Here is a 13,972-nt window from a genome sequence, read left to right on the forward strand (position 1 = left end):
GTCAAGATGATGGCTCACAAACAGGTGCTTTTTCGCTCTGAGGCTCGCGACAAAATCTTACGAGGCGCTACGCAACTTGCCGACGCCGTGCGGGTTACGCTCGGGCCACGCTCCAAATCCGTCCTCATCGAGAAGAAGTGGGGTGCGCCCGTCGTCTGCAATGACGGCGTCACCATTGCAAAGGAGTTCGACCTGAAGGATGCCGAAGAAAATCTCGGCGCGCGCATGTTGCGGCAGGCCGCGGAAAAAACCGGGGAAATGGTTGGCGACGGCACCAGCACATCAACCATCCTCGCCCACGCGATCCTTGCCGACGGTATCCGCAATGTCGTAGCGGGCGCCAGCGCGATTGACATAAAGCGAGGCCTCGACCGGGCGACGCGCCGCGCAATCGAAGCGTTGAAGGCGGTTTCCAAGCCCGTTCGCACACGGCGGGAAAGGGAGCAGGTTGCGGCGATCTCAGTGCACAACGATGCGGCGATCGGCGAGTTGATCGGTGCGGCGCTTGAAAAAGTCGGTGATGAGGGCGTCATTACGGTTGAGGAGTCCAAGACCACGGAGACGGTGCTGGATGTCGTCGAAGGCATGCAGTTCGATCGGGGCTTCTTGTCGCCCTATTTCGCCAGCGATCCCGATAAGATGGAGGCGGTGCTGGAGGATGTGCTCGTGCTGGTCGTCGACCGCAAGATCGGTTCACTGAACGATCTGGTCAAGCTCCTAGAAGAGGTTGCCAAGTCTGCTTCCGCGCTGCTCGTTGTCGCGGAGGAGGTGGAGGGAGATGCGCTCGCCACGCTGATCCTCAATCATATAAGGGGTACTTTGAAGAGTTGCGCGGTCAAGGCCCCAGGCTTTGGTGACCGACGCAAGGCCATGCTCCAGGATATCGCTATCTTGACGGGCGGCCAGGTGATTTCCGAGGATTTGGGTCTCAAATTGGAGAACGTGACGATTGCGCAAGTCGGGCGCGCCCGACGTGTCGTCTGCGACAAGGAGACCACGACCATCGTCGGTGGCAGCGGAGAAAGCAAGGCGATAAGGGCAAGGATCGAGCAGATACGGCGGGAGATCGACAACACGACCAGCGACTACGATCGCGAAAAGCTGCAAGAGCGGCTGGCCAAGCTGGCCGGAGGTGTGGCGGTCATAAAGGTGGGGGCGCCGACCGAGTCAGAGATGAAGTCCCGCAAGGATGCGCTGGACGATGCGATCAGCGCTACAAAGGCGGCCATTTCGGAAGGGATCGTGCCTGGAGGAGGGTTGGCGCTCCTGCGCTGCGTCCCGACCATCGAGGACGAGGAGAAGTTCGCCGAAGGCGACGAGCGCACCGGAATTCAGATCCTGAAACGGGCGCTCGAAACACCCGTTCGTCAGATCGCGGAGAATTCCGCGGTCGATGGCGGCGTCGTCGTTGCGAAAATGCTTGAGGGCAAGAAGAACTTCGGTTTCGACGCTGGAAGCAAGCAATATGTCGATCTTGTCGAGGCCGGCATCATCGATCCGACCAAGGTCGTTCGCGTGGCGTTGGAGAACGCGGTTTCTGTGGCTAGCACCCTGTTGTTGACCGAGGCCACAATGACGGAAATCCCTGAAAAATCGGGGCAGCCTTCAATGCCAGAAGCCGGGTTGTAGCAGATACGTTGATCTATGTTGGCCTTGATGGAGAAGCATACGAACGTCCCAAAAGCGCCGCCCCTTACTGAAACCGAAAGTCAGGATGGCTGGTTCTTAGCACGCGGCACAGAGCCCAACGCGGGCGACGGCGACCGGCAGGGCACGCGAGCGGAGCTGATTTCGAACAAAGGGATGCCACCATGCCCGCCCGTAGCGCTGGCCTCCTAATCTACCGGTGGACTGCGGATGAACTTGAGGTTCTTCTCGTGCATCCCGGAGGGCCGTTCTGGGCGAGGAAAGATGACGCGGCCTGGTCGATCCCCAAAGGGCTCCTCGACGACGGTGAGGATGAGTTTGCCGCTGCGCTTCGAGAGGCAAAAGAAGAACTCGGTATTTATGTCCAAGGCAACTTCTGCCGTCTGGGTGAATTCCGGCAGCCAAGTGGCAAAACGATTGTCGTTTGGTCAGTAAACGCCGATCCTTCTTTTGATATCTCCAATATTCAGAGCAATCACTTCGAACTGGAGTGGCCGCCGAGATCCGGTTGTCGCCAGTATTATCCTGAGGTCGATCGGGCGGCTTGGCTCAAACTACCGGTTGCGAAAGTCAAGATGCAGCATGGGCAACGCCCCATGCTGCTGGCGCTGGAAAAGCAATTGGCTACTGTCACCAGGTGATCTGCGCAATAACTACCATATCTGCCGCGCCTGGTGCGCGAGGGCTACCGTGGCAAGATCTATGCGACACCCGCTACCCGCGATGTCGCCGAGCTGATCCTCATGGACAGCGGCCATTTGCAGGAAAAGGACGCGGAATTCCTCAACCGGCACACGCTGTCGCGCCACCAGCCGGCTCTTCCCCTCTACACCGTCCATGACGCACAGAACGCCGTGGAGCACTTCTCGACCGTTGAATTCGACCAGACCGTGCGGCTTTCCAATGGAGCATGGTTCCGGTTCCACCGCGCGGGTCATATTCTCGGTGCGGCATGGGTGGAGTTGCCCTGGGGTGGGCAGAGGATCGTCTTTTCCGGCGATATCGGCCGCTACGGCGATCCGCTGATGCCGGACCCGGCCCGGCCGGTCGAGGCGGACTATGTCGTGATCGAATCCACCTACGGCAACCGCATTCACGACAAGACCGACCCCGAAGACGCCCTGAGGGCGGTCGCGGAGCGCACGATCAAGCGTGGCGGGACGCTCGTCGTCCCGGCCTTCGCTGTCGGGCGCGCGCAGGAACTGCTCTATTATTTCTGGAAGCTGAAACAGGCAGGGGGGCTTGGAGACGTTCCCGTGTTCCTCGACAGCCCCATGGCCATCGATGCGACCGGGCTCATGGGCCGGCATCCCGGGGATCACCGGCTCGATCTCGAAAGCTGCAAGACGGTGTTCGGCATCGCGCGCTACACCGACGACGTCGAGGCCTCGAAGGCGATCAGTTCAAGCCGCGTTCCGAAGATCGTCATTTCCGCATCCGGCATGGCGACGGGCGGCCGTGTCCTGCATCATCTGAAAGCCTTCGCGCCGGATCCACGCAACACGATCCTGCTCGCCGGCTTCCAGGCCGCCGGAACGAGAGGCCGTTCGCTTCAGGACGGCGCGCAAGGTCTTCATCGTGCATGGGGAACCCGAAGCCTCGGAAGCCTTGCGCGTGCGCATAGGACGCGAGCTGGGTTGGGAGAGCGTCGTACCGCGCCTCGACCAGGAATTCTCGTTGTAAGTAGAAACTCGGGGCTCAGGCGGACCGAAGATCCTTGCGGATGAGGACAAGCGTCGGATCGTCGGGGTAGGGGACGGCGACGAAACCCTGTTCCCGTTCGAGTTCGATGGCCTCATGGTTTTCCCGGCTTTCCAGCGATTCCAGAGTGCTGACGTCGCGACTTTGCGCATAATGGGCTGCGTGGCGCAGCATCTCCCAGCCGACACCCTTGTGCCTGTCGTCGGCGCGTACGGAGATCGCGACCTCGGCCTTCGTCATCGATGGGTCGCAAGCAATCATCGCCGCCGCGACAATGGCGTCGCTGCCGCCGGCGAAGGCCAGGAAGTGCTCGGTCGCGACATGATCGACCTTCGTCATGGCCAGCAGGCGTTCGTGGCTCACCTCCCGGACACCACCAAGGAACCGGAAGCGCAGGTCTTCCGGCGTCACATGCCGGAAGAATTCCGCCAGCAGCGGCTCGTCCTCAGGTTTGACCGTGCGCACATGGAGCATGAGCCCCGTATGGGTCACGAGGGCGGTGCTCAGATCGTCGTCCATCGCCCCGGCGGAGATCGCCCGCACGGCGTCGGTCTCGATAATCACCTTGAGCGCTTTCGTGTCGGCCGCGTGGGAGAAGGTCTCGTAGGCATCGACGATCCGGTCGAGGCCGAAACGGTGTGTGATCAGCTTCTTCGGATCGATCTTGCCCGCCTGCACGATCTTCAGGAGCATCGGGGTCGAGGCGGTATCCACCAGTCGTATCGTGATGGCGATATTCTGCGACCACAGCTTTTCCAGATGAAGGTCGGCCTTGACCTCGTGTACGCCGATATTGGCGATGACCCCGCCGGGTGCGACGATTTCCTGGCAGAGTTCGAAGGTGACGCGCAGTCCAACTGCCTCGATCGCGGTATCGACGCCCTTTCCCCCGGTGAGAGCCAGAACCTGGCGTGCAGCCTCCGCACCGCTTGCCTGAACGGCTTTCGTGGCGCCGAAGTGTTTGGCGACGGCAAGCCGGTTTTCGTCGAGATCGATCATGATGATTTCGGCCGGGGAGTAAAACTGCGCCGTCAGCAACGCCGCCAGCCCGATCGGGCCGGAGCCGACGATGGCGACCGTCCCGCCCGGCTGCACCTTGCCGTTCAAAACGCCGCATTCGAAGCCTGTGGGCAGGATATCGCTCAGCATGACCAGTGCCTCCTCGTCCGAACCTTGCGGGATTGGATAGAGGCTGGTGTCGGCATGCGGGATGCGGACATATTCGGCTTGGGTGCCGTCGATCGTGTTGCCGAGGATCCAGCCGCCGGTCGTGCAGTGGGAATACATGCCGCACCGGCAATATTCGCACTTGCCGCAGGAGGATATGCAGGAAATCAGGACCCGGTCGCCCCTGGCGAACCGGGTCACGCCGGCGCCTGCCTCCTCGACGATGCCGACGCCTTCGTGGCCGAGGATGCGGCCCGGCGTGCAGGTTGGCACATCGCCTTTGAGAATGTGCAGGTCGGTGCCGCAGATCGTGGTCCTCGTGACCTTCACGATGGCGTCGGTCGCGGTGGCAATCGTGGGCATCGGTCGTTCCGTGAGGGATTTGCGTCCCGGTCCTTCATACACAAGAGCCTTCATCAGTTTTCTCCTTCGCACAGTTCGCGCCTTGTTGCGGATGCGGAGAAATGTGCGCCAGTCGTCCCGGCTGGGCTTTGATGCCGGTCAACACCGAGCCGTTTCAGGGAGTTTCTGCCGGGCGGCATTTGACACGGGTCAAAGCAATACCCGCGGGCAGGGCGCATTCTTTTCACACTGGCCTGACCTCTGGGAGATCTAACCATGGCTGCTACAGATATTCCTTCCGCATCCGTCACGTCCGTTTCGACGACAAGAGAGACCAAGCTGCGCTTGGGAGCGCTGACCGCGCTCGTTATCGGTTCGATGATCGGGTCGGGCGTCTTCAGCCTGCCGCAGAACATGGCCGCGGGCGCGGGGCCACTCGCCATCATGATCGGCTGGGTCATCACCGCCGTCGGCATGCTGGCACTGGTCTTCGTCTACCAGTCATTGGCGACGCGAAAGCCGGACCTCGATGCCGGTCCCTACGCTTATGCCAAGGCGGGATTCGGGCCGTTCATCGGCTTCAACAGCGCCTGGGGGTACTGGATCAGCGCCTGGGTCGGCAATGTCTCCTACGCGGTGGTCGTCTTCAGCGCGCTGTCCTATTTCGTCCCCGCCTTCGGTGATGGAAACACATGGCAGGCCGTGTTAGGCGCCTCCGTGCTTCTCTGGGTGATTCACTTCCTCGTCATGGCCGGCGTGCGACAGGCGGCGGTCGTCAACCTGATCGTCACCGTGGCCAAGATCGCGCCCATCGTGCTGTTTATCGGCATCGTCACGGTCGCCTTCAAGATCGATGTCTGGTCACTCGACTTCACCGGGCTTGGCAATGCCAGCCTTGGTTCGATCATGGACCAGGTGAGGAGCACGATGCTTGTGACGCTCTGGGTGTTCATCGGCATCGAGGGCGCAAGCGTCTTTTCGGCCCGCGCCGAGCGGCGCAAGGATATCGCCACGGCCACCGTACTCGGCTTCTTCACCTGCCTTGCGCTCTACGCGCTGGTCTCGCTGCTGTCGGTGGGGATCCTGAGCCAGCCGGAGCTTGCCGCACTCAAGAACCCGTCCATGGCAGGCGTGCTCGAAGCCGTGGTCGGGTCGTGGGGCGCTGTGCTCATCAACCTGGCGCTCGTCGTCTCCGTCATCGGCGCCTTCCTGAGCTGGACGCTGCTTGCCGCGGAGGTCCCGCACGTCGCCGGCCGGGACGGCACCATGCCGAAGTTCTTCGGACACGAGAACGCGCGAGGCGTGCCGTCCACCTCGCTTCTCATCACCAATCTGCTGGTGCAGGCGTTCCTCGTCATCACGCTGTTCGCGCAAAGCACCTATCAGGCGCTGTTCACCATCGCGTCCGCCGCTATCCTGGTGCCCTACATCTTCTCCGGAGCCTACGCGGCCAAGCTTGCGATCACCGGTGAGGGCTACGGTGCCGGGGAGAGGCGCAACGGTCCCATGCTGATCGGCCTTCTGGCGACGGTCTACGGCCTCTGGCTCGTCTATGCGGCCGGCCTTTCTTACCTTTTCATGTGCGCCATCCTCTATGCGCCTGGCATCGTTTTCTTCATCTGGGCACGGCGCGAGACCGGCCAGCGTATCTTCCACCCGGTGGAAGCGGTCCTGGCCGCCGCTCTGGTCGCGGTGGGATTCTACGCCGCCTACGCCATGTGGACCGGCGCCGTCAGCGCCCTTTGAACCGCTCGTCGAAAGGATCCGTCATGGCCGCTCTTGGCGCCCATTCCGAAGTCGGCCGGCTGCACGAGGTAATCGTGCACCGGCCCGACCTCAGCCTCCGCCGCCTCACCCCGGACAACTGCAAGGCCCTGCTGTTCGACGACGTGCTGTGGGTCAAACGCGCCCGGCAGGAGCATGACGTCTTCGTCGATGCGCTGCGCGAGCGGAGCGTCACCGTGCATCTGTTCGGCGAGTTGCTGGAGGAAACCATGGCCCTGCCGGAGGGGCGCGACTGGCTGCTCGACCGGCGGGTCGATGCCTCTGTCGTCGGCTACGACATGGTGGGCGAGTTGCGCGGCTGGCTGGACGAGATGCCGGCCGACCAATTGGCGTCGTTGCTGGTGGGCGGCATCGCCCGCGCCGAACTGCCTTTTCAGCCGGCCGGGCTGACGGGCAGGACGCTGCTGCCGCAGGATTTCGTGCTGCCGCCGCTGCCGAACCAGCTCTTCATGCGCGACAGTTCCTGCTGGATCTACCGCTCGGTCTCCGTCAACGCCATGTACTGGGCGGCGCGCAAGCCCGAGGCGGCGAATGTGGAGGCCGTCTATCGGTTCCATCCACGCTTCCGTGATGCCGGTCTTCCCTTCGTCTCGCCCGACAATCCCGGCCCCGGCATCAGCCTGGAGGGCGGCGACGTGATGCCGGTCGGCGGCGGCGTCGTGCTGGTCGGCATGGGCGAGCGCACCACGCCGCAGGCGGTCGGCGGGTTGGCGCGCAGTCTGTTTGCGGCTGGCGAGGCGACGCGTGTCGTCGCCGCCCTGATGCCGCGCGACCGCTCCTTCATGCATCTCGATACGATCTTCACCTTCTGCGACCGGGATCTGGCGACGATGTATCCACCGGTGGTCGAGCGGCTGCGCACCTTCTCGCTGCGGCCGGGCGAGGACGAGGCCGCCGTCGATGTGGTCGAGGAGACCAAATCCTTCGTCGAGGTGGTGAAGGAAGCGATGGGACTGAAGACCTTGCGCATCGTCTCGACGGGCGGCGATACTTACGAGTCTGAGCGCGAGCAATGGGACGACGGCAACAATGTCGTCGCCGTGGAACCCGGCGTGGTCATCGGTTACGACCGCAACGTCTACACCAACACGCTGCTGCGCCGGGCCGGCATCGAGGTCATCACGGTGGAAGGCGCCGAGCTCAGCCGCGGCCGCGGCGGCGGTCATTGCATGACCTGCCCGATCGCGCGCGATCCGATCTGACCAAAACCGAGCGAGGAGAACCGACATGCCCGTCAACCTGCATGGCCGCAACGTGCTGACACTGGACGATTTCTCCGGCACGGAGATCCGCTACCTGCTGCGTCTTGCCGTCGAGTTAAAGGCCGCCAAGCAGGCCGGCACGGAGGTGCCGCGCCTTGCCCGCAAGAACATCGCCCTGATCTTCGAAAAGGACTCTACCCGCACGCGATCTGGTTTTGAGGTCGCGGCCTATGATCAGGGCGCCCATGTCACCTATATCGGCCCTTCGGGTAGCCACATCGGGCACAAGGAGTCGATGAAGGATACGGCGCGTGTGCTCGGACGCATGTACGACGCCATCGAATATCGCGGCTTCAGCCAGCATCAGGCGGACGAATTGGCCGCCCATGCCGGGGTGCCGGTCTATAACGGACTGACGGACGAGGCCCATCCGACCCAGGTGCTCGCCGATTTCATGACGATGCGCGAATTCTCGCACAAGCACCTGTCGGACATGACGCTCGTCTTCGTCGGCGAGGGGCGGGACAATGTGGCGACGTCGCTTGCAGTCGGCGCGGCGAAGGTCGGCATGGACATGCGCATTGCCTCGCCCCGGTCCCTCTGGCCCGACGATGCGTTCTGCGATCATGTCCGGGCGATGGCCGAGACGAGCGGCGGCAGCTTCAGGCTGGACGAGGATGTGGGTGCCTGCGTGGAGGGCGCCGACTTTCTCTACACCGACGTCTGGCTGTCCATGGGCGAGAACGAGAGCGCCTGGGGCGAGCGCATCGAGTGGCTGACGCCCTATCGCGTGACCCGTCAGCTCATGGCCGCCACGGGAAATCCCCATACCAAGTTCATGCACTGCCTGCCGGCCTTCCACGATGCGGAAACCGAGGTCGGACAAGATATCGCGCGCAATTACGGCATCGACTGCATGGAAGTCACGGACGAGGTTTTCGAATCCGCAGCCTCCGTCGTGTTCGACCAGGCAGAGAACCGCATGCACACGATCAAGGCAATCCTCGTCGCCACGCTCGGTGGCTGACATGAAGATCGTTATCGCCCTTGGTGGCAATGCCCTCTTGCGGCGCGGCGAGGCCATGACCGCCGAGAACCAGCGCGCCAACATTCGGCGCGCGGCGGCGGTGCTCGCCGCGCTTGTCTCCGCCGGCCATTCGCTGGTGATCACCCATGGCAACGGCCCGCAGGTGGGCCTGCTCGCCCTCCAGGCGGCCGCGACGCCCGGCTCGCCGTTTCCGCTCGATGTGCTCGATGCCGAAAGCGCCGGCATGATCGGCTATGTCCTCCAGCAGGAACTGGGTAACGCGATCAGGGACAGGCTGTTCGCCGCCCTTCTGACGCAGGTGAAGGTCGATCCGCACGATCCAGCCTTCGCGGCGCCCACCAAGCCCATCGGTCCTGTCTACAACGAGGCGACGGCCCGCCGCCTGGCGGTGGAGCGGGGCTGGCAGGTCGCCCCCGACAACGACAAATGGCGTCGCGTCGTCGCCTCGCCGAAGCCGCTCGCGATCCTGGAGGCCGAGGTGCTGGGTTTTCTCGTCGAACGCGGCGTCATCGTGATCTGCGCCGGCGGTGGTGGCATCCCTGTCGTGGAGCTGGAGGATGGCAGCCTCAGTGGCATAGAAGCCGTCATCGACAAGGATTACGCCTCCTCGCTTCTCGCGCGCCAACTCCATGCGGACTTTCTCCTCATGTTGACCGATGTTGACGCCGTTTATAGTGGTTGGGGCACGGACGCTGCCATTCCGCTCGGCATCATGCGGGCATCGGATCTGACACCGGGCGATTTTCCCGCTGGCTCCATGCGGCCGAAGGTCGAGGCGGGCATCGACTTTGCCCGTACCGTCGGCAAACCGGCGGCAATCGGTCGGCTTGAGGACGCCGTGGAGATCATTGCGGGCATTCGCGGAACATGGATAGAGCCGGTAGATGCCTGAAACGTCGAGCACAACCGGGCTTGATCCGCGTCAAGGTGTCGTTCGTTCCAAGCGCTATCCTTCAACGAGTAGACAGGTCGGGCGGAGGACAGTCCAGTGAGCTATAAATCCATTCTCGTGAACCTGAATATCGAAGGGTCGATCGTCCCGGTCGTGAAGACCGCGAGCGAACTGGCCCAGCGCTGGAATGCCAGGCTGATCGGCTTCTGCGCGGCAGACACGTATTTGCCGGTCACCGGACCGCAGGGCGCAACGCTTGCTGCCCAGGTGTGGCGGCAGATGCGCGACGACGACGAGCGCCGTTTCAAGGAACTGCGAAAGGAATTCGAGGCGCTGGTCGCCGGCGCGGTCGAGACCGATTGGCGCGCTGCGCAGGAAAGGCCCACATACGCCCTCGTGCAGGCGGCGAGGATCGCCGACATCGTCGTCACACAGGCGACCGACGGTGCGGCGACGAAGGATACGGCTCGCCGGGTCGATCCGGGCAGCGCGGTGCTGCAACTGGGGCGGCCGATCCTGGTCGTCGGCAGCGATACGGAGCACCGTGTCGGCCGGAAGATCGTCGTTGCCTGGAAGGACACGCGCGAGGCGCGGCGTGCGGTCGCAGACGCCATGCCGCTATTGCAGGCGGCAGGTGACGTCATCGTTGCTACCGTCGCTTCCGTCATCGACGAGTGGGCGCGCGAGAGCATAGGCGACGTCGTCTCCTTCCTGGCGCGTCATGGTGTGACGGCGCGCAGCGAAACCGTAGAAAGTAGCCGCGAAACCGCCAGCTTGATCGAACTCATCGACAGACATGATGCGGATCTCGTCGTATCCGGCGCCTATGGGCACAGCCGCCTGAGGGAATGGGCCTTCGGTGGCATGACCCGTTCGCTGCTCGACGAGACCCGGCTCAACCGCTTCATGTCGAGCTGAGGACATCTTCGCGAGCGGGCGGCGCCGGCCGCGAAACCTTCCTCACGGTACGCGCCATCGTTCTCATCGTGCGGACCCCCAAAGCCTTCTGGCTGAGTCACCCGAGCGCCCTGACTTTCTGGCTGACGCTGGTCCTTCGCCCGCGAAGGCCGACATGCAAGGAACGGGCGGGTCGTTTGATCGGCATCAAGGCACCTGCGCGGTAAAGGCGTTTGATGGCTTTTGACCAGGGAGATAGTCATGCCGCGTCGTATCCTTATCATCGTCGGTCATCCCGACCCGGGGCCTGAACGGTTCTGCAGGGCGCTTGCCGCCAGCTATGCAGATGGCGCCCGCTCTGCCGGCCACGAGGTGTGGCTCATCGATATCGCGACCCTCGACTTCCCATTGCTGCAGACGACGGAGGAGTTCAAAAGGCGACCTGTCCCGGTGATGCTGGAAGAGGCGGCGCAGGCGATCAGGGATGCTGAGCATATCGTGTTTGTCTTTCCGCTGTGGCTGGGCACCATGCCTGCGCTGCTGAAGGCTTTTTTCGAACAGGTGATGCGCCCGGGCGTGGCTTTTGCATATCCCGAGCAGGGCAGGGGCGGCTTTGCCCGGACCTTGCTCGAAGGCCGGTCCGCCCGCGTGGTCGTCACCATGGGAATGCCCGCATTTTTCTACCGGCTCTGGTATCTCAGCCACGGCATCGCCGGCATACGCCGCAATATCCTGAACTTCGTCGGCATCAGCCCGGTGCGAGAAACGCTGTTCGGCATGGTGGAAGGTGCGAGCGACGCCACGCGGAAAAAGTGGCTTGGAAAAATGCAGAAGCTCGGTGCCCGCGCCGCCTGACTGGCGTTCGCGAACGATGACAAGGTGCCTTGGAAATCCGGAGCAAGAAATCAGCGTGAGTGCGTGCTTTTTGACGTAGATCAAGATGTTGACTGAGGCGACCGTTATCGTAGGCAAACAGCCTTCCTGTGTCCCATTGCAACCTCCAACCCAACCGCGCAAAGTCGTTTTCAGGAGCACCACATTGTATAATCACATCCTCGTCCCAACCGATGGATCAGATGTCGCTCAAAAAGGCGTCGACCATGCTCTTCGCTCGCCAAAGCGTTGCAGGCCAAGGTAACGATTATCGTCGTTACCGAACGTTTTCCCTACTATGTGAGTGGCGGCTTCGGATGGGTTGCTCTGCCAATCGATGTGGAAAGTTACGACGCGACGCAGAAGGAATTCGCGGATCGGCATTTGAAGCGGGTGAAGGATGCCGCGGACAAGATCGGCGTTGCAGCAGACCTACTGCACGTTGAGAATGCCAATCCGGCAGATGCAATTGTGGAAGCGGCCGTCGCCAATGGCTGCAGTTTGATTGTCATGTCGTCGCATGGCCGTCGGGGCGTAGGCCGCCTGCTGCTGGGCAGCCAGACCAACAGTGTGCTGACTCATAGCCCGGTACCCGTACTTGTCGTACGATAAGCAGCCTCGCGCCGCATGAAGTCAGGCCGCCATCCGAAATGCGGTTTGAAAACTGCGCAGTTTGGGTGGAACGAATGGGAACGGTTTCGGGCCGGTGGCGAGATTTACAAGGAGTGAGTTCCATAGACAGGGTTCAACGAGCCTCATTTCGGCTGGCACGGGGATGCAGCGCGCATCGGCCTCGCCCGGCGCTTGGCACATGACATGGAGACGACGCTCGCCCGACTAGGTCTTGCCTTGGCGATCGGGCTGCTGGTCGGCTTGGAACGCGGATGGCGCGAACGCGGTGCACCGGCACGCAGCCGGACGGCGGGCATCCGCACCTACGGCATTTCGGGTCTCCTTGGAGGTATTTTCTCGGCGCTTTCCCAGTCTATGGAGGCTGCCTCCCTGATGGTCGCCGGTTTTCTCGGTTTTGCTGTGGTCTTTGCGTTCTATAAGGCGCGGGAGGCAGCGCATGATGAGGATTTCAGCGTCACAAGCGTCGTCGCCGGCCTCTGTGTCTTTGCTTTGGGGGCTCTGGCGGCGGCAGGAGAGACACAGGCTGCTGCGGGGGGAGGGGCCGCACTTGCCGCCATCCTGGCAAGCCGCGAGGTCTTGCACGAGCTTTTGAAGCGGCTGACCTGGGAGGAAGTACGGTCGGCTCTTATACTTGCGGTGATGACTGCGATTATCCTCCCGGTCCTGCCAAGTCGCACCATCGATCCGTGGGGCGGGCTGAACCCGCACGAGGTCTGGTTCTTCACCGTTCTGACGGCGGCAATTTCGTATCTTGGCTATATCGCGGTGCGCCTGCTTGGGGCGACACGCGGCCTGATCGTAAGTGCGGTGAGCGGCGCGCTTGTTTCATCCACCGCCGTTACGCTTGCGCTCGGGCGGAACGCGAGTTCCGGAGCGGCGCCATATCCCCTGGCCGGAGCGGCGACCTTTGCTGCAATCGTCTCGATTGGCCGCGTCTGTGTCGTCATCGGCCTGATCAAGCCCCAGGTGCTCCTCGTGATCGGACCGGCGGCCTTTTCCGCCATGCTTGTCTTCGGCCTCTGCGGCGCGCTTTTGCTGATGCGAGGTCACGGGTCCGGTGGTGTCGCTTCGACGATACGAAGCCCCTTCGAGCTTGGTCCGCTCCTGCTGTTTGCGCTCCTGTTTGCGATCGCCGCGACCGCGAACGCGGCACTTGTGCGTTATAGTGGCTCGCAGGGGATCGTTGCAGCGGCTGCCGTTTCGGGCGCGGTCGATGTCGATGTTGCGGTACTGGGCGCACTGCGCCTTGTGGGTTCAGCAGCGACAGCGGAGATTGTCGGTCAGGCCGTTCTGGCCGCGATGACGTCCAACGCGCTTTTCCGCGTCGTCCTTGCCGTCGCCTCCGGCCCCATGCGCTTCTGGGTTCCTTTGCTTCTTGCCACCGTGATGTCGGTCGCAGCCGGCGGGATCGTGTTTTCCATTTTTCCACCCCTGTGAGGGCCTGCCATCTTCACGTCTGCAATTGACCGAGATCAAGGTTTGCGGGCTGACGCCCCGTATTCTGCCCGTGCAATCAACGATGGAGACATACATGTCGAACACCCCTCACACTCTTGGCGAAGAGTTTCCTGGCCAACTCGACCAGATTCATGCCTTGAAGGCAGTGGACCCGGCCTTTGCCACCCTGCTGCAGGAATACGACGAGGTGAACGATACGATCCATCTCGCTGAAACGAGCGTCGCCCCCGTGGGCGAGGATCACGAGACCAAGCTCCGCAAGCAACGTCTTTCGATAAAGGACCGGATCGCCGCAGCCCTGAAAAACGCCTGAGCCGTATGGCTTTC

Annotated in this window: 12 protein-coding genes and 3 pseudogenes; 13 read left to right on the forward strand and 2 right to left on the reverse strand. The window is 62.6% G+C overall.

Annotated elements, in window-relative coordinates:
• Positions 1-9: 9 nt before the first annotated feature.
• The 4 genes and pseudogenes from groL (at position 10) to AB3G45_RS03220 (ending at position 3,330) form a co-directional block, all read left to right on the forward strand.
• Positions 10-1,629, forward strand: coding sequence for a chaperonin GroEL (gene groL / locus AB3G45_RS03205; RefSeq protein ID WP_367829343.1), 1,620 nt, complete (start codon positions 10-12; stop codon positions 1,627-1,629).
• Positions 1,630-1,811: 182 nt separating this feature from the next.
• Positions 1,812-2,288, forward strand: a complete 477-nt coding sequence (locus AB3G45_RS03210) for an NUDIX domain-containing protein (protein ID WP_367829199.1) — start codon at positions 1,812-1,814, stop codon at positions 2,286-2,288.
• Between the two features lie 384 nt (positions 2,289-2,672).
• A pseudogene (locus AB3G45_RS03215) lies at positions 2,673-3,140 on the forward strand (MBL fold metallo-hydrolase); the annotation flags it as partial.
• A gap of 85 nt (positions 3,141-3,225) precedes the next feature.
• Positions 3,226-3,330 carry a hypothetical protein gene (locus AB3G45_RS03220; RefSeq protein WP_367829344.1) on the forward strand — a complete coding sequence of 35 codons (105 nt, stop codon included), beginning with the start codon at positions 3,226-3,228 and terminating at the stop codon, positions 3,328-3,330.
• 15 nt (positions 3,331-3,345) lie between these two features.
• Here AB3G45_RS03220 and AB3G45_RS03225 read toward each other — a convergent pair whose 3' ends face one another.
• Both AB3G45_RS03225 and AB3G45_RS03230 read right to left on the reverse strand, forming a co-directional pair.
• Complete coding sequence (locus AB3G45_RS03225) at positions 3,346-3,867, reverse strand: N-acetyltransferase family protein (RefSeq protein WP_367829345.1); 522 nt, start codon at positions 3,865-3,867, stop codon at positions 3,346-3,348.
• A gap of 33 nt (positions 3,868-3,900) precedes the next feature.
• A pseudogene (locus AB3G45_RS03230) lies at positions 3,901-4,932 on the reverse strand (zinc-dependent alcohol dehydrogenase family protein); the annotation flags it as partial.
• Between the two features lie 201 nt (positions 4,933-5,133).
• On the opposite strand from AB3G45_RS03230, the gene arcD reads away from it, so the two are divergent.
• From arcD to AB3G45_RS03275, 9 genes and pseudogenes are all read left to right on the forward strand, one after another.
• The gene (arcD, locus tag AB3G45_RS03235) at positions 5,134-6,603 is read left to right on the forward strand and encodes an arginine-ornithine antiporter (protein ID WP_367829200.1); all 1,470 of its coding nucleotides are present in this window, start codon (positions 5,134-5,136) and stop codon (positions 6,601-6,603) included.
• Positions 6,604-6,626: 23 nt separating this feature from the next.
• Entirely contained in the window at positions 6,627-7,844 is a 1,218-nt protein-coding gene (locus AB3G45_RS03240; RefSeq protein ID WP_367829201.1) for an arginine deiminase, read from the forward strand.
• 25 nt (positions 7,845-7,869) lie between these two features.
• Positions 7,870-8,871, forward strand: a complete 1,002-nt coding sequence (argF, locus tag AB3G45_RS03245) for an ornithine carbamoyltransferase (RefSeq protein ID WP_367829202.1) — start codon at positions 7,870-7,872, stop codon at positions 8,869-8,871.
• Between the two features lies 1 nt (position 8,872).
• Positions 8,873-9,784, forward strand: a complete 912-nt coding sequence (gene arcC, locus AB3G45_RS03250; RefSeq protein WP_367829203.1) for a carbamate kinase — start codon at positions 8,873-8,875, stop codon at positions 9,782-9,784.
• A 96-nt stretch (positions 9,785-9,880) separates the two neighbouring features.
• The gene (locus AB3G45_RS03255; protein ID WP_367829205.1) at positions 9,881-10,702 is read left to right on the forward strand and encodes a universal stress protein; all 822 of its coding nucleotides are present in this window, start codon (positions 9,881-9,883) and stop codon (positions 10,700-10,702) included.
• Between the two features lie 240 nt (positions 10,703-10,942).
• Entirely contained in the window at positions 10,943-11,536 is a 594-nt protein-coding gene (locus AB3G45_RS03260) for an NAD(P)H-dependent oxidoreductase (RefSeq protein ID WP_367829206.1), read from the forward strand.
• Between the two features lie 184 nt (positions 11,537-11,720).
• Positions 11,721-12,166, forward strand: a pseudogene (locus AB3G45_RS03265) (universal stress protein).
• 204 nt (positions 12,167-12,370) lie between these two features.
• Positions 12,371-13,624: an MgtC/SapB family protein gene (locus AB3G45_RS03270; protein WP_367829207.1), complete on the forward strand. Its 1,254-nt coding sequence runs from the start codon at positions 12,371-12,373 to the stop codon at positions 13,622-13,624.
• 94 nt (positions 13,625-13,718) lie between these two features.
• A complete protein-coding gene (locus tag AB3G45_RS03275) occupies positions 13,719-13,958 on the forward strand; it encodes a YdcH family protein (RefSeq protein WP_367829208.1) in 240 nt (79 codons plus the stop codon).
• Positions 13,959-13,972: the final 14 nt, after the last annotated feature.

Origin of the sequence: Shinella sp. S4-D37, from assembly GCF_040812195.1 — a bacterium.
Taxonomy (GTDB): Bacteria; Pseudomonadota; Alphaproteobacteria; order Rhizobiales; family Rhizobiaceae; genus Shinella.

What these genes read in the sequence shown, in the direction of transcription:
- AB3G45_RS03275 (WP_367829208.1), top strand. Translation starts at nt 13,719, where the DNA reads ATGTCGAACACCCCTCACACTCTTGGCGAAGAGTTTCCTGGCCAACTC.
- arcD (WP_367829200.1), top strand. Translation starts at nt 5,134, where the DNA reads ATGGCTGCTACAGATATTCCTTCCGCATCCGTCACGTCCGTTTCGACG.
- AB3G45_RS03210 (WP_367829199.1), top strand. Translation starts at nt 1,812, where the DNA reads ATGCCCGCCCGTAGCGCTGGCCTCCTAATCTACCGGTGGACTGCGGAT.
- AB3G45_RS03240 (WP_367829201.1), top strand. Translation starts at nt 6,627, where the DNA reads ATGGCCGCTCTTGGCGCCCATTCCGAAGTCGGCCGGCTGCACGAGGTA.
- AB3G45_RS03270 (WP_367829207.1), top strand. Translation starts at nt 12,371, where the DNA reads ATGGAGACGACGCTCGCCCGACTAGGTCTTGCCTTGGCGATCGGGCTG.
- argF (WP_367829202.1), top strand. Translation starts at nt 7,870, where the DNA reads ATGCCCGTCAACCTGCATGGCCGCAACGTGCTGACACTGGACGATTTC.
- AB3G45_RS03225 (WP_367829345.1), bottom strand. Translation starts at nt 3,867, where the DNA reads ATGGACGACGATCTGAGCACCGCCCTCGTGACCCATACGGGGCTCATG.
- AB3G45_RS03260 (WP_367829206.1), top strand. Translation starts at nt 10,943, where the DNA reads ATGCCGCGTCGTATCCTTATCATCGTCGGTCATCCCGACCCGGGGCCT.
- arcC (WP_367829203.1), top strand. Translation starts at nt 8,873, where the DNA reads ATGAAGATCGTTATCGCCCTTGGTGGCAATGCCCTCTTGCGGCGCGGC.
- groL (WP_367829343.1), top strand. Translation starts at nt 10, where the DNA reads ATGGCTCACAAACAGGTGCTTTTTCGCTCTGAGGCTCGCGACAAAATC.